13 protein-coding genes are annotated in these 18,897 nt (G+C 61.2%); 7 read left to right on the top strand and 6 right to left on the bottom strand.

Annotation, left to right across the window (positions count from 1 at the left end; all coding sequences use genetic code 11):
• The first annotated feature begins 103 nt into the window (after positions 1-103).
• The 3 genes from ACXX81_RS12090 to ACXX81_RS12080 all read left to right on the top strand — a co-directional run bounded on the left by ACXX81_RS12090 (position 104) and on the right by ACXX81_RS12080 (position 3,676).
• Positions 104-985, top strand: a complete 882-nt coding sequence (locus tag ACXX81_RS12090; RefSeq protein ID WP_458571745.1) for a LysR family transcriptional regulator — start codon at positions 104-106, stop codon at positions 983-985.
• A 354-nt stretch (positions 986-1,339) separates the two neighbouring features.
• Entirely contained in the window at positions 1,340-2,398 is a 1,059-nt protein-coding gene (locus ACXX81_RS12085) for a diguanylate cyclase (protein ID WP_231421829.1), read from the top strand.
• A 48-nt stretch (positions 2,399-2,446) separates the two neighbouring features.
• Positions 2,447-3,676, top strand: a complete 1,230-nt coding sequence (locus ACXX81_RS12080) for a M20/M25/M40 family metallo-hydrolase (protein ID WP_231421830.1) — start codon at positions 2,447-2,449, stop codon at positions 3,674-3,676.
• Positions 3,677-3,795: 119 nt separating this feature from the next.
• Here the strand turns inward: ACXX81_RS12080 and ACXX81_RS12075 are convergent, their stop codons facing one another.
• On the bottom strand, positions 3,796-4,212 hold the full coding sequence (locus ACXX81_RS12075; RefSeq protein WP_458571744.1) for a hypothetical protein: 417 nt from the start codon (positions 4,210-4,212) through the stop codon (positions 3,796-3,798).
• 7 nt (positions 4,213-4,219) lie between these two features.
• The gene (locus ACXX81_RS12070) at positions 4,220-9,049 is read right to left on the bottom strand and encodes an RHS repeat-associated core domain-containing protein (protein ID WP_458571743.1); all 4,830 of its coding nucleotides are present in this window, start codon (positions 9,047-9,049) and stop codon (positions 4,220-4,222) included.
• Positions 9,050-9,327: 278 nt separating this feature from the next.
• Between ACXX81_RS12070 and ACXX81_RS12065 the strand changes: the two genes are divergently transcribed.
• Positions 9,328-10,194, top strand: coding sequence for a pirin family protein (locus ACXX81_RS12065; RefSeq protein WP_231421833.1), 867 nt, complete (start codon positions 9,328-9,330; stop codon positions 10,192-10,194).
• A 340-nt stretch (positions 10,195-10,534) separates the two neighbouring features.
• The gene (locus tag ACXX81_RS12060; protein ID WP_458571742.1) at positions 10,535-11,980 is read left to right on the top strand and encodes a mechanosensitive ion channel domain-containing protein; all 1,446 of its coding nucleotides are present in this window, start codon (positions 10,535-10,537) and stop codon (positions 11,978-11,980) included.
• 37 nt (positions 11,981-12,017) lie between these two features.
• On the opposite strand, the gene ACXX81_RS12055 is transcribed toward ACXX81_RS12060, so the two are convergent.
• On the bottom strand, positions 12,018-12,716 hold the full coding sequence (locus tag ACXX81_RS12055; protein WP_231421834.1) for an SDR family oxidoreductase: 699 nt from the start codon (positions 12,714-12,716) through the stop codon (positions 12,018-12,020).
• 104 nt (positions 12,717-12,820) lie between these two features.
• Between ACXX81_RS12055 and ACXX81_RS12050 the strand changes: the two genes are divergently transcribed.
• The gene (locus tag ACXX81_RS12050) at positions 12,821-13,249 is read left to right on the top strand and encodes a winged helix-turn-helix transcriptional regulator (RefSeq protein ID WP_209981311.1); all 429 of its coding nucleotides are present in this window, start codon (positions 12,821-12,823) and stop codon (positions 13,247-13,249) included.
• 17 nt (positions 13,250-13,266) lie between these two features.
• Here the strand turns inward: ACXX81_RS12050 and gudD are convergent, their stop codons facing one another.
• Both gudD and ACXX81_RS12040 read right to left on the bottom strand, forming a co-directional pair.
• Positions 13,267-14,616, bottom strand: a complete 1,350-nt coding sequence (gene gudD / locus ACXX81_RS12045; RefSeq protein WP_458571741.1) for a glucarate dehydratase — start codon at positions 14,614-14,616, stop codon at positions 13,267-13,269.
• Between the two features lie 13 nt (positions 14,617-14,629).
• Entirely contained in the window at positions 14,630-15,979 is a 1,350-nt protein-coding gene (locus ACXX81_RS12040) for an MFS transporter (protein WP_458572586.1), read from the bottom strand.
• Between the two features lie 319 nt (positions 15,980-16,298).
• Here ACXX81_RS12040 and ACXX81_RS12035 point away from each other — a divergent pair, with 319 nt between their 5' ends.
• A complete protein-coding gene (locus ACXX81_RS12035) occupies positions 16,299-17,000 on the top strand; it encodes a FadR/GntR family transcriptional regulator (protein ID WP_209981316.1) in 702 nt (233 codons plus the stop codon).
• A 608-nt stretch (positions 17,001-17,608) separates the two neighbouring features.
• Here ACXX81_RS12035 and ACXX81_RS12030 read toward each other — a convergent pair.
• Positions 17,609-18,757: a hypothetical protein gene (locus ACXX81_RS12030; protein WP_209981318.1), complete on the bottom strand. Its 1,149-nt coding sequence runs from the start codon at positions 18,755-18,757 to the stop codon at positions 17,609-17,611.
• Positions 18,758-18,897 lie beyond the last annotated feature (140 nt).

Here is an 18,897-nt window from a genome sequence, read left to right as displayed (position 1 = left end):
ACGATGCTGCCTGTGGGAGGGGGCCAGCCCCTTCCCACAATGTGTTTTGTGGTGTGCCTGGTTAACCGCTATAAACCTGCCAACTGTCTACCGAGAAGTGACAATGAACCCCTTCGAAGACATGCGCCTGTTCTGTCAGGTGATGGAGTCCGGCAGCTTCACCGCCGCTGCCGAGCAACTGGGCCTGTCCAAGCAATTTGTCAGCCGTCGGCTGATCCAGCTCGAAGACCGCCTCGGCGTGCGTCTGCTCAACCGCTCCACGCGGCGCCTGGACGTGACGCCACTGGGCCAGCGCTATTACGAATCCGCCCTGCGCCTGCTCAGCGATGTCGAGCAAATGGAGCAGGGCATCGCCGGCCAGAACAGCGAACCGCGCGGTACCCTGCGCCTGAGTGCGCCGTTGTCGTTTGCCATGGCGCACCTGGGCTGCCTGTTGCCGTTGTTTTTACAGCGCTACCCGCACGTCGCGGTGGAGGTCGACTTGAGCGATCGCCCCGTCGACCTGATCGGCGAAGGCTACGACCTGGTGCTGCGTATCGGCACCCTGGAAGATTCCACCCTGATCGCCCGCCGCATCGCCAGCATCCCCCGCGTGTATTGCGCCAGCCCCGACTACCTGGCCCTGCGCGGCACGCCGCAAAAACCTGACGACCTCGCCGAACACGACTGCCTGCCCTACGGCCACGGTCGCCAGGTGCAATGGCGGTTCAAAGGCAAGGTGCAGGCGCTGAATGTCAGCGGGCGCATGCGTGTGAACAACGGCGACCTGCTGCGTGATACGGCCATCGCAGGTCTGGGCATCACCTATTTGCCGACGTTCATCGTCGGCGAAGCGTTGAAGGACGGCCGTCTGGTGACGGTGCTGGACGATTTCGCACCCGAGGCCCTGACGTTGTCGGCGGTGTACCCGCAGCATCGGCAAAGCTCCAGGCCGGTGCAGACGCTGGTCGAGTTTTTGCGCGAGCGTTTGGCGGGTGGCTGCTGACAGGGGAGATGGACCCGTTATCCCTGTGGCAGCGGGCCTGTCGTGGCGAGCGGGCTTGTTGTGGCGAGCGGGCTTGCCCCGCGTTGGGGTGCGAAGCGCCCCCAATCAAGCAAAACGCGGTGTACCTGATACGGCTCAGCGTCTGGTTTTGGGGCTGCTGCGCAGCCCAACGCAGGACAAGCCTGCTCGCCACAGGGAATCTGCGCTTAACTGAACGGCATTAGGACAAGCCTGCTCGCCACAGAGGCTCCCGTTCGATCTTCGGTGCGCATGAGCGACCGGCCGATAAGCGTTAGTGGCTAATGGCCGTTACCCTGATAGACTCCAGGCATTCATCCAGGATCACACGCGACCATGGCTGCCCCAGGAGGAAACGGAGTTCCGCTCGCTACCCGTTTGTATAAATCCCGCGCGCTGGGGCTGACGCTCGGCTTTGTGTGCGTGTTGTTTGGCATGTACCCCCTCGATCCATCGCCGTGGGTGTGGGCGTGGATGCTGGTGAACGCGTTTGTCTGGCCCCATGTGGCGTTTCAATTGTCATTGCGGGCGGTGCACACCCTGCGCAGCGAGCGGCGCAATTTACTGTTCGATTCCTTCTGCGGCGGGTTCTGGGTCGGTGCCATGCACTTCAATCCGCTGCCCAGCGTCACCACACTGTCGATGATGACGATGAACAACGTCGCCATTGGTGGCCCGCGCTTCATGTGCGCAGGGTGGATCGCGCAGGGCTTGGGCGTTTGTGCAGCGCTGCTGGTGTTCGCCCCGGCGTTTGTCGCCGTGACCACCCAGGCCCAGCTGTATGGCTGCCTGCCAATCCTGATGCTGTACCCGCTGGCGCTGGGCTGGATCTGCTATCGACAGGCCCGGACCCTGGCCCGGCATAAGCGCGAACTGCTGGCCTTGAGCCGTACCGACAGCCTGTCCGGCTTGCTCAACCATGGCGCGTGGAAGGATCATTTGGAGATCGAGTTCCAACGCTGTCGCCGGGAGCAGCAGGGCGCGGTGATTGCGCTGATTGACATCGACCATTTCAAACTCATCAACGACACCTACGGCCACGTCACCGGTGATATCGTCCTGCGCCAGTTGGGCAAAGTGTTGCGCCAGAACTTGCGTATCACCGATCTGGCCGGGCGTTACGGGGGTGATGAGTTCTGCATCATCATGCCGGGCATGCCGCTCAATCGTGCCACCGACGTGATGGATACCCTGCGTGATCGCTTCAACGCGCTGGTCTATGACCAGGACCCGACCTTGCGCGCCAGCTTGAGCATCGGCCTGGCGCCGTATCAAGCGGAGCATGCCGATTGCACCCGGTGGCTCAACGATGCCGACCTCGCGCTTTACGAGGCCAAAAGCGGCGGGCGCAACCGCGTCAGTTGCGTACAAGGCAGTTGGTTGCGATCCGTCTAGTGGGGTAGGGTGTGACTTTTCCTACCAGCACTTAACAAGGATCGGTTTATGCTTTTCACCTTCCCGCGCACCCTTCTGGCCGTCACGCTGGCCTTGTCCTTCGCAGTCCCGGCCTACAGCGCCGAACCCCATAAACAGATTCAGGCGGGTGCCGAGCAATACAAAGGCCAGGCGCTGAAACTGCTGGAGCGCCTGGTGAACATCGATTCGGGCTCTGGCTATGGGCCAGGCCTGACACAAGTCAGCGACATCGCGGTCGATGAGCTCAAGCAACTCGGCTTCAGCATCGAACGCGTCCCGGATGCCGCCGCCAACAGCAGCCATGTGATCGCCACGCTCAAGGGCAGCGGCAAGGCCAACATTCTGCTGATGGCGCATATGGACACCGTATTCAAGGAAGGCTCGGCCGCCGAGCGCCCGTTTCACATCAAGGACGGACGCGCCTATGGCCCCGGCGTGATGGATGACAAGGGCGGTATCGTCGCTGGCATCTACGCGCTCAAAGTCCTCAAAGACCAGGGCTTCAAGGACTACGCAAAAATCACGTTCCTGCTCGACGCCAGCGAAGAAACCGGCTCCGATATCGCGTCCGACCTGATCCGCAAAACCGCCAAGGGCCACGACGTCACCCTCAACCTGGAACCCGGTCGCCCGGCCGACGGCCTGGTGGTGTGGCGCAAAGGCAGCGCCACCGCCGTGGTCGACGTCAAAGGCAAAGCCGCCCACGCCGGCGTCGCCCCGGAACTGGGACGCAACGCTGCCATGGAAGCTGCGCACCAGATCCTGCAACTGGGCAAACTCGGCGACGAAGACAAGAAAACCACCATCAATTTCACCGTGATCAACGCCGGCGACCGCACCAACGTCATCCCCGACCACGCCACCGCCAAGGCTGACGTACGCGCAGCATTGCCGGAAGAGTTTGATCGGATCGAAAAGGACCTGGTGCGCGTATCCGCCAACAAGCTGATCCCGGAAACCGAAGTGACCACCACGCTCAAACGCGGCTTGCCGCCAATGCCGCAGACGGCAGAGTCCGACAAGTTGGTGGCAATTGCCCAGGGCATTTATGGGGAGTTGGGCAAGCAGTTGACCATCGAAGGCAGCGGCGGGGCAGCGGATGCCAGTTTGTCGGCCGGAGTGGGCACGCCAACGCTGGATGGATTCGGGATTGTGGGGGGCAATATTCATACGCCGGAGGAATATGCTGAGGTGGAGAGTGTGGTGCCGCGGGTGTATTTGTTGAGTCGGATGATTATGGAGCTTTCGAAGCGGTGAGTGGGGGGGCTCACTCGGTGTTGAGTGAGCCTTTTTTGTGAGACTACTCTGTGTAAAGTCAGTTGCTGTGGCGAGCTCGCCACAGGGTCTTAGTTGTGCCAGGAAAAGTTGTGTTGGTTCTACCATGTAGATTGATCTTCGAGGCTGGCTTTATGAAGGTCGTCCTTCCATACCTCATGGGCTAAGCGGTAGATGTCGGCGAAAAAACCTCTAGGGTCGGCTATCTCTGTTTCATCCCAAGCTATTGTGATGTGCTCATCATAGTCACTCTCGAACTCTTTCGCAAAATCAAAATTCGGACTATCCAGCGCATCTTTAAGCATCGATATCAGAATAAATCGATGCCTGTAAGATAAATACATAAGGTCATCGAGGATATAATTTTTTATTATGATTTCCCGGTCTTTACTGCTGTTAGGATCATATGCCCAAAGCGCCTCGCCTTTAGTTTCTTCAAGGTCGTAAATAGATAGAGCGGCTAGAATGTAGGAGATTTTTGGTGTGAACGGTGAGTCTCTGAAAGGTGACTTCAACATGATTATCTCAATATGGGAACGCGGTAAATGGTCGAGTTATATCATTTTTGTCAAATCTGACCTCAGCGTTATTCATATTCTCCATATATTTTGGATTGTTTTTGTCTTTTTTGTTGGGCTTGTAACCGTGTCCGGAGTTTGTTATTTCCATTTTGATCACAGGGTTGCCAGAAGCGTCATGCTCTGTATAGCGGGGATTGGCTCCCTGCATTTTATAGATGGCTTTATTAAGCGCGTGTAGATGCACCTTCCAGCTTTTGAATTGAGAACTGGAGTTTACTTTCCCTTTTTTTCCATTTGCGGGATTTGTTCCATCTATTGAACGCATTTGCATGGCGGTGCTGGGTATTTCTTTTCCGTGTTTAGCCACTGTATGCATATCATATTTTTTTTCAATTTCCATCACGCGCCGTTTTGCATTTTCCTCCGTTAGCTCGTCAATGCGCGCACGTCGCTCTTTTCCTACCGGCATGGGCAGCGTTGGCAGTCGCTCGTTTACCTTGGCCTTTCCAATTGGGTTTTCGAGCCCTGCGGTGGGTTTACATCCACCGTCACCGGGACATGAACTCAAGCCTAACGGATCCACCCACCCCGTAGGATTGGGCACATATCGGTACGCATTGATCCCACCCGCCAGCTTCACCGGGTCCGGCGTCAGATAGCGCCCAACATCCGGATTGTAGTAGCGATGACGGTTGTAGTGCAGGCCGCTTTCTTCGTCGAAGTATTGACCTTGAAAGCGCAGCGGGTTGTCGACTTTTCCGACGTCGAGGCGGCTGATGTGGCCGTAGGCGCGGTAGTGGGCGGACCAGACGATTTCGCCGTCTGCGGCGGTGAGTTCCTGTGGGGTGCCGAGGTGGTCGAGTTGGTAGTGGTAGGGCTGGGTGGCGCTGGGACCGAAGCCTTCCAGCAGGGCTAAAGGCCGGAAGCTGTCGGGTTCGTAGAGGTAGCTGCGGTGGCGGTCGGCGTGGTGTTCGGCGATCAGTTTGTCGCCTTGCCAGAAGAACTCGGTGGTTTTGTCATCGACGGTTTTGCTGATGCGGCGGCCAAAGGGGTCGTAGCGGTAGTGGGCGGTTTGGCCGTTGGGTTTTTTGACGGCGATCAGCCGATGCTGACAGTCGTAGCGGTATTCGGTGACCAGTGCGTGGCCTTTGCCTCGGCGTTCGCGGATCAGGTTGCCGAAGGCGTCGTAGTCGTAATGCCGGTCGCCCTGGATCATCAGGCGATTGCCGGCGACGATGTCCGGGCCGGGGCGGTCGTGCATCAGCAGGTTGCCGGCCGGGTTGTGGCCGAAGCGTTCCTGCAGGTCCTGCGAATGGTCGGCGCGGGTCAGGCGGTGGAGCGGGTCGTAGGCGTAGCGGTGTTCGCCTTTGCGCGTATCGAGAATGCGGGCGAGGTTGCCGGATTTGTCGTAGTCGTATTGGCGGCGGTAGTGGCGGTTTTCCTGTTGCGTGATGGCGTGGGCGTGCAGGCGGTGTTGGTCGTCGTAGTGGTAGTGGCTGATTAATTCGCCTTGCTGTCGTTGCTGCTCCTTGCCCGCTTTGAATAGATGCGAGGTGAGCACTTCACCGTTGAGCTGAACCGTCGCAAGGTGGCCACCTTTATCGTGGTTAAACGTGACGCGGTTGTTATCCGGCAGGCGCAGGCGCTGCAGTTGACCGCAGGCGTCATAGCCATAACGCAAGGTGCCCCAGCCTTGATGCTCGGCGGTCAGGCGGTTTTGTCGATCGTATTCGTAGGCCAGCGCCCAGTGGCCGTCTTCGACGTGGAGGAGATTGCCCTGGCGGTCGTAGGCATAGTCAACAAGGGCGCCATCGGGCAGGGTTTTTCTGACAAGGCGTCCGGCGTGGTCACGCGCGTAGCGGGTAACCAACTGACTGCCATCGTCGCCATGTTCAGTCTTTTCCTGCAGATTGCCGTTGAGGTCATAAACGTAGGCGGTACGCTGGCCGTCAAAGCCGATTTCCTGCTGGATCAGGCCGTTGGGGTGGTAGGTAAGCCGGTAGGTCTCGCCCACCTCGTTTTCGATCTCGGTCAGCAGCAACCGAGTATTGTCGTAGCGGTACTGGACCTGCGTGCCATCGGCATTGAACCGTCGACTGATCAGGTGCAGCCCGTCGGCATACTCGTAGCGGGTGACGTGGCCCAGTTCATCGCGTTCGGCGGTGATTTTTCCGTAGGCGTTGTAGCTGTATTCCCTGCATGCACCGTCCGGCAATATCAGCCGAATCAATCGACCGACGCTGTCCCATTGGTATTGGGTCAGCGCCCCATGCTCATCCTCGCGGGCAACCTCCCGTCCCAGGTCGTCATAGCGATAGCGCCTGATCCCGCCATTGGGCAACTGTTCCTCAAGCAGTTGCCCGCGCTCATTCCACACCAGCCGTTGGCAACTGTGATCGGGATACCAGACGCCAATCAGTTGCCCGTGTTTGTTGTAGCTGTAGTCAGTGATGTGGCCGTCTGGATCAGTCCTGCGCGTTACGTCGCCTTGTTCATTACGCTCGTATTTCCAAACCGCCTCACCCCGGCGCACCACTCGTACGAACCCGTTGTCATGCTCGTAGGACGTCGGCTCATCATCCCCCGGAAACAGCGCCACCAACCGCCCAGCATCGTCATACTGATACGCCGTCACCGCGCCCAGCGGGTCCTGCTCAACCGTCAGCCGGCCTTTTTCATCGTAGGATTTGAAGTGTTGAGCGCCATCCGGATCAACCCGTTGCACCAGCCGCGCCCGCGGGTCATGCACATACACTTCCTGACTGCCATCGGCGTTATGCACGGTGACGCGTCCGTCATCACCCCACACATAGCGCGTGTCCATCTGCGCAAAACTGGCCCAGTGCCGTACACAGCGCGCCGCCTTGCCGGAACGTTCCCACGCCCAGAAGAAACTCGCCCCACCGGCCAGCCCACGTTCCAGAATCACGTGCTGCTCGTCGTACCGATAAACCTCGCATTCACCTACGGCATTGGTCGCCGACACCAGTCGGCCTGTGTCGTCGTAGGCGTAGGACACAACTGTCTGTTCAGTCACCCAGTCGTAAGGCTCACGCCCCTTGGCGCGATGCACCTGATAGTCCACCGCGCCAATCCGGCCCTGCGCATAGCGCAACCACAGCGAGCGCCCGGCGCCGTTGTCCAGCCGTTCAATGCGCCCCAGCACATCACGGGAAATGCGCAGCCGGTTGTCATACGCATCACTGATCGACACCAGCACGCCATCACGAAAGTGGTAAAACCGCGACGCCTGGGCCAGCACCAGTTCATCCGGTAAATCGCCCAGGAAGATCGCTGCTTCGGCCAGGCTGTTGGTGATCGCCGGGCGCGAAACGGTCGGCAAGGGCAGGGTGGTCGAGCGATTTTCATGGTCGGTCCACACCACCGAATCGCCGGACACCACCAGCCGCTGCGCCAGGGCATGACTCCAGCCAAACCCCAGCCCAACGTCGATTTCCACCGCACTGGTGCGATACACCCGCGTCCACTCAAACGGCAGAATCCCGTCCAAGGTGCCGTCGGTGAGGGTGAGCAATTCCTCGCCGGTGACCATCGACACCGGGCAGCCGTTGGTCACGGTTTTATCGGAAGAAGCAGACGCATCCCCCGCCGGGTTTTTCGCCGAAACCGGCACGTCATCCACGGGCGATTCGTGCACGAGTGCGGTGCGCTGCTGCTTGCTGCGCACCGCCGGCACGGCGTTCGGCACCAGCTCCTCGCCCACCTTCAGCGGCGCCACCGTCTTGATCGGCGTGGCCGAGCTTCCCAGCAGCAACGGCTTGGCCGTCTCGACATGCTGCGCCAACCCCGGCGGCGCCAACTGCTCGGCGAGCATCTCCAGCCAGCGGCGTACCCGCCCGGACTTGATATGACCCACCACCTGCACGCCCAGGCGAATCTTCACGCCCATGCCCCGCGTGGCCCAGATCAGCAACAGATTGATCAGCACCTCGCCGGTGATTTCGCCCACCAGCTCAACCATCTGCGGTGGCGGCAGCAGGCGGATCCAGCTGGTCATCGCCGACAGGTAGATAAACAGCAGCGGCTCATCACTGAGCACCAGCAGGCCGTGGGCGATGGCGTCCTTGCCCAGTGTGAGCAGCTCATCCAGCTCGCTTTGGGAGACATAGCGCAATAACTGCTCGCTGTTGGCCTTGAGGTTGGCGATCAGGTCGTACAGCTGCGTGATGTTGTCCCACAGGTTGTAGAGGGCTTTGGCCAAACCGCCCGCGAAGGCGGCGCCCTGCAGGGCGCTGCGCTTTAAGGGTGGGACTTTGGCGAACTCAGTCCACTGCGCTTGGAAGGTGTCTTTCCATTCCTCGCGCAGGCGAGTTTCCAGCCCGGCGGTCAGCGACTGATAAGACGCATACAGCGCCTTGATGTGGTCTTTGGAAACATTGGGGTAGAAGGTAATTTGATACGGCTGGCCGCGGGTGCATTCCGGGATTTCAAGCCTGCCGCTGGCATCTATCGTGCGATGGAGCGGGGCGCCCAGAGCGCTGCCATCCGGGGCGATGGCCTGCACCATCACCGGCGTATCGCCGATGGGCACGAAGCGAGTGCTTTCGAACAGATGCACCAGGGTCAGCGAACCCTGGGCGGGGCAGGTCGCGACAACAGCGCTTGGCGTGCGCGAAGACACCGGTGCACTCAGCGTGATGTCTTCGCCGACCTTGAAGATCTGTTCAAGCTCCAGCGCCGAGCCGCTCCAGAAGCTCTCGGCCCATGCGTCGAAGGTGTTCAGGCAATCGCGAAAATCACGAAAAACGCTTTCGACGTCCGGTGCCTTGGCATCCATTGGCGTCAGCACCAGCTTGGCAATGACCGGAATCATGAAACAGCCCCGCAACCAGGGGCCTTAGCCAGCAACTCCATCTGCAATCCCTCGCACTGTGTGATCAGGCGAAGGACTTTGCAGAGGTCGGAGTAGGAGGGGAGTAGAGGTTATCCGGCGGCGCTGTGGGATGTTTCAGTAGAGCTTGTCTCCCATACGATGCTCCGCAACAGCGCGCACTGATGTATCGTTCCATACATGGAACGATCAACGCTGTTTTTACCGTCTAGCGCACAATTGCTATCGGTTTTAAGGTGTATGCACTTTGGAGGTACATCATGAAAAAGCTTATCGGTCTTTACACCAGCCCTCGTGGCCACTGGGTCGGCGACGGCTTCCCGGTGCGCACGCTGTTTTCCTACGACAACCTGGGCAAGCACATCAGCCCGTTCCTGCTGCTGGACCATGCCGGCCCGGCCGATTTCACGCCGACCGAGCAGCGGCGCGGCGTCGGCCAGCACCCTCATCGCGGCTTTGAAACCGTGACCATCGTGTACGACGGCGAGGTCGAACACCGCGACTCCACTGGCGCCGGTGGCAAAATCGGCCCCGGCGACGTGCAGTGGATGACGGCGGCCAAGGGCATTCTCCACGAGGAATTCCACTCCGATGCCTTCGCCCGCAGCGGCGGGGCGCTGGAGATGGTGCAACTGTGGGTCAACCTGCCGGCCAAGGACAAAATGGCCGATGCCGGTTACCAGACCATCGTCGACGGTGACATTCCTGTGCTGCCACTGGCCAACGACGCCGGCAAGCTGCGCCTGATCGCCGGAGAGTTCGCCGGCACCCAAGGCCCGGCGCGCACGTTCACGCCCATCGACGTGTGGGACCTGCGCCTGAATGCCGGCAAGGCCGTCACCTTGGACCTGCATGCCGGGCGCAATACCGCGCTGGTGATCCTGCGCGGGACGGTGCAGATCAATGGCGAAGAGGTGGCGCGCCAAGGGCAACTGGCGCTGTTCGAGCGTGACGGCCAGCAGCTTTCACTGGCGTCGGACGACGACGCCATGGTGCTGCTGCTCAGTGGCGAGCCGATCGACGAGCCTATTGTCGGGCACGGACCGTTCGTGATGAACACCGAGCAGGAGATTCATCAGGCGTTTGCCGATTTCCAGGCCGGCAAATTCGGCCAGATGGATGCCTGACCCTGTGGGCGGGGGGCCAGCCACCTAGAAGGCAACCACCTCCCTCTGGTGAGCGGGCTTGTCGTGGCGAGCGGGCTTGCCCCGCGTTGGGCTGCGAAGCAGCCCCCTAATCAAGGAAAACGCAGTCTGCCTGGCACTGCGCAGAGCCTGGTTTTGGGGCTGCTGCGCAGCCCAACGCAGGACAAGCCTGCTCGCCACAGGGAATCTGCGCTTAACTGAACGGCATTAGGGCAAGCCCGCTCGCCACAGGTTTGGCGCAGCCTTCTACATTTTGTGCTGCGCTATACCCGCCATCTTGATTTCATGCGATCTTCCCGTCATTGCCACTGGAGTCGCCTGGATGCCCTCATTTATCGCCGATCACCCGATGCTCTGCGCACTGGTATTGATCCTGATCGACATCGCCGTGTGGCGGCTGATTTCCGCCAACCTGGCCAACTGGAAGCTGGCGGCGCGGTTGGTGATTTTTGCGGTGTTCAGCGCGGTGCTGTTCAACGATGGCATGAACCCGATGCTGGTGGCGCCCTATGCCGACGACACCGCGCTGCATATGGCCGCCACCGCTTTGCAGATCGGTTGGTGGCTGTTCGCGGCGCGCACGCTCACGGTGCTGCTCGGCGCGTTGATGATGCAGCGGGTCGGGCACACCGGGCGGTTGTTGCAGGACTTGATGGGCGCGGTGATTTTCCTGATCGCGATCATCGCCGCCATGGCCTATGTGCTCGACCTGCCGGTCAAGGGCGTGCTGGCCACCTCCGGCGCGGTGGCGATCATTGTCGGCCTGGCCTTGCAAAGCACCTTGAGCGATGTGTTTTCCGGGATCGTGCTCAACACCACCAAACCCTATCAACTGGATGACTGGATCTCCATCGACGGCACCGAAGGCCGTGTCACCGATATCGACTGGCGCGCCACACGGTTGCAGACTTCTCAGGGCAGCCTGGCGGTGATTCCCAACTCGCTGGCGGCCAAGGCCAAGATCATCAACTTCTCGCGCCCGGCGGACATGTTCGGCCTGACGGTCAGCCTGCAGGTCAGCCCCCATGCCCGTCCGCAAACCGTGATCGATGCGCTGGAGCGCGCCATGCAGGGCTGTCGACCGTTGCTGGCCAAACCCGCGCCGAGCGTGGCGTTCAAGGCGTCCGCCAGCGGCGGCGTGGAGTATGAAATCAGTGGTTTCGTGCCGGCCATGACCCTCAAGCGCGAAGTGCGCAACCAGCTTTACGACCTGGCGTTCCGGCATTTGCAGGCGGCGGGCGTGGGCCTGCTCTCGTCGACCGAGAGCAGCGCACCGGCCGAGATGTCCGGCGCGCGCGCGTTGCTGGAGCGCTCGTCGATTTTCTCTACGCTGCGCCAGGAAGATAAAGAAACCTTCAGCCAGAACATGACCCTGCACACCTACCGTGCCGGCGAGATGATCCTGCCGGCAGGCGAGGTCAGCGATCATTTGTTTATCGTCGAGTCCGGCGTTGTGTCGGTGATGCTCACCAAGGCCGGGCACACCTTCGAAGCCGGACGCATGGGGCCGGGGGAGGTGATCGGCGAGGCGGGCATTCTGTCCGATCAGGCGGCGCTGGCGGACTTTACCGCGAAGACGTTTTGCACCCTGTACCGCATCGAAAACGAATACCTCAAACCGTGCCTGGATGCACGTCACGACATCGGCGAAGCCATGAAGGCGCTGCTGGATTTTCGTCTGCATGCCGCACAGGTGTTGACCGAGGACGCGCCGGTGGTGCCGGTGAAGAAGGGCTTTTTGCAGTGGTTGCGCACGCGCGGCCTGTAACGGCGCTGTCGCGATCCGACAGCGCCGCCGCGTTGCGTCAGAACGTCAAATAGACCGGGCTGGCAGTGGACAGCGAGGCTTTTACCCCCTGCGCCGTGTCACTGATCAGCGCTTCCTGGCGGTCTTCACTCAGGGCTTGCAGGGTGACCGCGACCACCTCGGCCGGCGTGCTTTTCGGCGCCTGCACATCGGCCACCATGTCGGTGTCGATGTAGGCCGGGTGCACGCCGATGACCAGCGTGTTCTGCCCACGCAGTTCGCCACGCAGGCCGTTGGTGAGGCCCCACTGGGCGGACTTGGAAGTGCTGTAGCCGCCGGAGCCGGGCGGGCTCAGCCAGCTCAGGACCGAGAGGATATTGATCAGGGCGCCGCCGCCTTGCCTGGCCAGAATCGGCGCAAACGCGCGGCTCATGCGCAGGGTGCCGAGGGTGTTCACTTCAAAGTGCTGTTGCAGGTTTTCGACGCTGTCTTCAGCGAGCAACGAACCGTACTTCAAGAAGCCCGCGTTATTGATCAGTACACTGACGTCGCCGCATTGCTCGGCGGCGCGCTGCACGCTGGCCGGGTCGGTAATGTCCAGAGTAATCGGCGTGCTGCCGGGAATCTCGACACTGCCCGGATCCCGCGCGCCGGCGTACACCTTGGCCGCGCCTGCGGCCAGCAGCGCAGTGACGAACGCCTTGCCCAGGCCACGATTGGCACCGGTCACCAATACCACTTTTCCACGAATATCCATGAGATGCTCCACGCGCCAGTTGGGTTTAATTATGAAACCATTTTTATCCTGTGCGTTTGGGTCCTATAATGCAACCTTATTTTTCACGCAGGCGCAGGGATACGATGAAACGCAAATGCCTGGAAGGGAACGGCTGCCCGGTGGCGCGCGCGCTCGATGTGGTGGGCGACTGGTGGACGCTGCTGATCATTCGCGATGCATTCGCCGGCGTCACGCGCTTCGGTGATTTCCAGAAGCACCTGGGCGTGGCGAAAAATATCCTCGCCACGCGCCTTAAGGACATGGTCGAGCAAGGCCTGCTGGAAACCCGCGAAGTCGGCGCGCGCAGCGACTATCAACTCACGGACAAGGGCCGCGCGCTGATGCCGGTGCTGGTCACGTTGGCCCAGTGGGGAGAGGCGCATACCGAGCCCGAAGACGTCGGTACGCAGGTGCTGGATGCGCGTCTGCTCAAGCCGCTGCGCAAGGTCGAGATCGTGTCCGAAGACGGCCGGGTGCTGGGGCTTGGGGACATTGTCACCCAGGCCCCGTAGGCCTTGATAACGAGGGTTCAGCGCACCAGGCACGGGCGCTTGTTGTCGAAGCTCCAGCCGGGAATCAGGAACTGCATGGCGACGCTGTCATTGCGCGCGCCCAGGCCCATGCCTTGGTAGAGTTCGTGGGCATGCGCCACGGCGTCCATGTCGATCTCCACTCCCAGGCCCGGCTTGGCCGGTACTCGGATGTGGCCGTCGACAATCTGCAACGGCGCCTTGGTCAGGTGCTGGCCGTCCTGCCAGATCCAGTGGGTGTCGATTGCGGTAATGTCGCCCGGCGCCGCCGCCGCCACCTGGGTGAACATCGCCAGGGAAATATCAAAGTGGTTGTTGGAGTGCGAGCCCCAGGTGAGGCCCCACTCGTGGCACATCTGCGCCACGCGCACCGAGCCCTGCATGGTCCAGAAGTGCGGGTCGGCCAAGGGAATGTCCACCGATTGCAGCTGGATGGCATGGCCCATTTCGCGCCAGTCGGTGGCGATCATATTGGTCGCGGTCGGCAGGCCGGTGGCGCGACGGAATTCAGCCATGACTTCGCGACCTGAATAGCCGTTTTCCGCGCCGCACGGGTCTTCGGCGTAGGCCAGCACGTGGTGCTGATCGCGGCACAGGGCGATGGCTTCCTTGAGTGACCAGGCGCCATTCGGGTCCAGGGTGATGCGCGCGTCGGGGAAGCGTTCGGCCAGTGCGGTCACCGCTTCGATTTCCTCTGCGCCGCGCAGGACCCCGCCTTTGAGCTTGAAGTCGTTGAAACCGTATTTGGCCTTGGCGGCTTCGGCCAGACGCACGATGGCGTCCGGGGTCATGGCCTGCTCGTGACGCAGGCGGAACCAGTCGTCGGCGTCGGCTTCGCTGCGGTAGGCGAGGTCGGTGCGGCTGCGGTCGCCGATGTAGAACAGGTAGCCGAGCATCTTCACCGCGTCGCGCTGCTGGCCTTCACCGAGCAAGGCGGCCACCGGCACGTCGAGGAACTGGCCGAGCAGGTCGAGCAGCGCGGCTTCCATGGCGGTTACAGCGTGGATGGTGATGCGCAGGTCGAACGTCTGCAGGCCGCGTCCGCCGCTGTCGCGGGTGGCAAAGGTGCGGCGCATGGCATTGAGGATGCTCTGGTATTGGCCGATAGGTTTGCCGATCACCAGGCTGCGCGCGTCTTCCAGGGTCTCGCGGATACGCTCGCCGCCGGGCACTTCACCGACGCCGATATGCCCGGCGCTGTCCTGCAGGATCACGATATTGCGCGTAAAGAACGGCCCGTGGGCGCCGCTGAGGTTGAGCAGCATGCTGTCGTGGCCGGCCACCGGAATCACTTGCAGGCTGGTGACCACCGGGGCGTTGCTGGCGTGGTGCTGATGTTCTGTGTTCATGAAGAAGCGTTCCTTATTTGCTCAGGGCGGGGGCAGGGTGCAGCACGCTGGCGGCGTGGGCGCCGGGGCGGGTCTTGGCGAAAAACACCAGGATGGCCGCGAGGATCGACGTCCCGGCCAGCCCGTACAGGCCGCCCTGGATCGACCCGGTGGTCTGCTCCAGAAAGCCGAAGGTGGTCGGCGCGACAAACCCGCCGAGGTTGCCAATGGAGTTGATCAGCGCAATCACCGCCGCTGCGATGCGCGCATCCAGGTAGCCCTGGGGAATCGGCCAGAACAGCGACGACGCCGACTTGAAACCGATGGCCGCAAAGCAGATGGCGATGAAGGCGAAGACCGGCCCGCCGGTGGTGGAAAAGAACATCCCCGCGGCGGCAATCAACAGCGCCGTGGCCACCCAGGCCTGCTGGTGCTTGTATTTGCCGGCCAATGCCGCGAACGAGTACATCGCGATGATCGAGATCAGCCACGGAATCGAGTTGTAGAAGCCCACCTGGATGTCGCTCAGGTCGCCCATCTTTTTGATGATGCTCGGCAGCCAGAAGGTGGCGGCGTAGATGGTCAGCTGGATGCAGAAATACAAGGCGCAGAACAGCATGATCTGACGGTCCTTGAGCAAGGTGCCCAGGGTTGGCTTGACCGTGTTGGCGGCATCGCGCTCGCGTTGCTCGCGGTCGATCTCGCCCACCAGCGCGTCCTGTTCCTCACGGCTGAGCCATTTGGCATCGTGGGGTTTGGAATCGAGCCAGAACCACACGAAAAAGCACAGCAGCACCGACGCCATGCCCTCGATGATGTACATCCATTGCCAGCCGTGCAGGCCCAGGCCTGTGATTTGCAATAGCACGCCGGACAGCGGGCCGGAGATCAGCGAGGCCAGCGCCGAGCCGCTGAGAAAGATCGCAATCGCCTTGCCGCGCTCCACGCCGGGCAGCCAGCGCGTGAAGTAATAGATCACCCCCGGAAAGAACCCGGCCTCGGCCACCCCCAGCAGAAAGCGCAGGATGTAGAAGTGGGTTTCGTTCTGGATGAAGGCCATCAAGGTGGCGGTGATGCCCCAGGTGAACATGATGCGGGTCAGCCAGATACGCGCGCCGACCTTTTGCAGCAGCAGGTTGGAGGGCACTTCGAACAGCGCGTAGCCGATGAAGAACAGACCGGCACCCAGGCCGTAGGCCGCGGCGCCGATGCCCAGGTCATGTTCCATGTGGGTGCGCACGAAGCCGATATTGACGCGGTCGATGTAATTGACGATGAACATGATCACGAAAAGTGGCAGCACATGGCGCTTCACTTTCTTGATCGCGCGGGCCAGCACGGGGTCGTGGGCAGGCGCAGCTGTGGCGGGGCTGGAAGGGGTCACGAGGTAGAACTCCCACTGATTATTGTTGTGCGGGTTGGGTTCAGGGTCGTCGGACATGTCTGACAACTTGCCAGACATCATACAACTGAGATTTTTAAAGTGGCAACCCCTATCTCCAGACCTGTGATGACCCCGGCGGACGCTGGCTTGCCTGGGATAGCTTCACATTGCTGTACCTGACGCACCGCAGTGTCTGCATCGCAGGCAAGCCAGCTCCCACAAAAGACAGGTGCATTTCGGGGAAAATTTGTTTGTTGTCATACAAGTTGCTGCTCAAGCAGGGTGCTAGTATTGCGCGGTCTTTTCGATGGACCCGCCCATGCTCACCGACCTCCCACGCAAGCGCTCCCAGGGCCTGGCCCATGACATCGTCAGCGACCTGACCCAGCAAATTCTGCTGGGGCAGATGGCGCCTGGCGAGAAGCTGCCGTCCGAGTCCGCCATTGTTGGCGAGTACGGTGTCAGTCGCACGGTGGTGCGCGAGGCGCTGTCGAAATTGCAGGCGGCCGGGCTGGTGGAAACCCGGCATGGCGTCGGCACGTTTGTGCTGGCGCGCGACTCGCGCCAGGGCCTGCACCTGACCCACGACACCGCTGTGAGTGTGCGCGGCATCCTCGAACTGCGCATGGGCCTGGAAACCCAGGCCGCCGCCCTGGCAGCGCTGCGCCGCACCGACGCGCAGTTGCAGCAGATGCGCCAGGCCCTGGATGACTATCAGGATTCACTGGGCAGCCACGACAGCAGCGTCGAACCCGATGTGCGCTTTCATCAGTTGATCGCCCAGGCCACGGGCAATAGCTACTTCACCGACGTGATTCAGCACTTGGGCCATTCGGTGATTCCGCGTTCGCGCATCAACGCTCAGGAGCGGGGTGATGCGGACCTGGTGCAACTGGGGCAATTGGCCAATCTGGAACACGAGGCGATTCTCAAGGCCATCCGCCGCCAGGATCCGGATGCGGCGCGTGCGGCCATGTTGCTGCATTTGAGCAATAGCCTGGAGCGTATGACCGGGGAGTAAGAGCGCCCCAGATCAAAAGCAAAAGCGCGGTGGCCCCGGAGCCGACCGGGGTTGTCTGTCGTACGCTGTACAAACTGTGGGAGGGGGCTTGCTCCCGATGGCGGAGTGTCAGTCAGCTTATTGTTAGCTGACCCACTGCTATCGGGAGCAAGCCCCCTCCCACAGTTGATCTCCATTTGTCTGTTGGATATCACACTTCTTTTGATCTGCTTTGCTTTGCTTTGGCTTTTGATCTCAAGCGCCCCGTCAACCACGCTGGCCGCACGCAGGCTTGAATCCGTGGGTAACCCGGCAGGACGCCGGGTTAGCCGCACTGGGCCATGGATGGCCCATTGCGGCGGCCCACGGATTCAAGTCTGCGTGCGGGCACACCGAGCGTGAGCGAGGTGCCGAGTGGTGGGGCAAGAGCCCTTTTGGTTACTTTTGGGGCTCTTTTCCAAAAGTGACCCGCCGTAAGGGCGGAACCCATATCAGCCATCACCCAAACAACGGATAAGTACCCCCCCCCCCCCACCCCAAAACTCCAGGAATTCCCCGACAAGAACTTCATGACCGCGCGAAAGAGTATTCCCAAGCGCCACATGGGAATACTGCCCGAACGCAGCGCGCTATTCAGCCTTGCCCTGCATCGGCCAGATCCGCTCCCGCTGCGTCTGCCCCAGCCACACCATGCCGTGCATGAACGTCTCGCGCTCTTGCGGTGTGGTCAGCGGGAACTGCGCCAGATGGGTATGCGCCATTTCCCGCACTTGCTCGAACCACGCCCGTTTATCCTCCTCATTATCAAACGCCTGCCCCTCCAGGACATGCGCGGGCATCAGCTCGCTCGGCTCCAGCGGCAATGCATCGCGGGTGAAGAGGCGCGCGTTGATGTTTGCGCTGCAGATCTCCACGGTCAAACCGGTAATGCCCTTGGCCAGCAGCTTTTTAAGCGGCTTGATCTTCTTGTGGGTCTGGGCGGCAAAGTTGGTCGACTTGAGCAACGTGTTGTACTGCGGCTTGAAGTGGTTGATCAGCGCCGCTTCCGCCAGGGTGACCACCTCGTCGCGATTGAGGCGCACCGCGCGCAGCCGTTCGAAGTGCGCGTGATCCTCTTGCTCGCAGGCTTGGGGATCAAGGTTGAGGTCGCCGCCATTGCTGATCACGGTGCGCCCGTGTTCGAAGCGATACAGCAGCAGCGAAATTTCCAGCTCCGGGGTGTGGGTCGAGGCTTCGGCCAGGATGCGTTGCAGGGTGGTGTGGTTGAGCAAACGGTCAACGGCGGTCAGTGCGTTGACCTTGCCCAGGCCCTGGCCGACATACAGCACGTTCATGTCCCGTTGCTCGGTGTGCAGCGCACTGCTGGCGTTGGCGACCACGATATGGGCGGCGGTGATGACCTGGCGTGTGGCGGTGGTGATCAGCAGATGGGTGCCGTTGGGGGCGACCTGCACCTGCTCGATGGCGTCGCGATCCCCCGGTGTGATTGGCGGGATCTCGTAGCTGAAGGGGATCGGCTGCTCGCCGGTCTCGTCCATCACCAGGAAAAAACTGCCGTGCACGGTGCGGCCCTGCAACTGCAGATCGTAAGGATTGATCAGCACCCGTCGGCGCGCAGTGATCAGGTAGATATTGCTGCCGGCGATCATCTCCCGATAAAGGGCGTCATCCTTGGCCCGGTAGAGGTCGGCGGGGGTCAATACCGAGGGCGGGCTGGAGTAGAGATGGGTGGCACCTTCGGCCGAAAACTGTCGAAGAATGGAGTCCATGCTGTTCATCGTCGTGTCCTTGTATGGCTGCACACAGTGGCAGGGTGGAGCGCTATTTTGCCAAACTCGCGACGCGTCGGGCACTGGCCGAACGGTCAGGTACTCCCACCTTCTCCCGTATCGCCTTCAGCCGCCCTGACAGCCGTGCT

The sequence above is a fragment of the Pseudomonas sp. GNP013 genome (genome assembly GCF_054343995.1).
The sequence above is the reverse complement of the archived record's forward strand: the minus strand, read 5'-3'. Positions and strand labels throughout refer to the sequence as shown.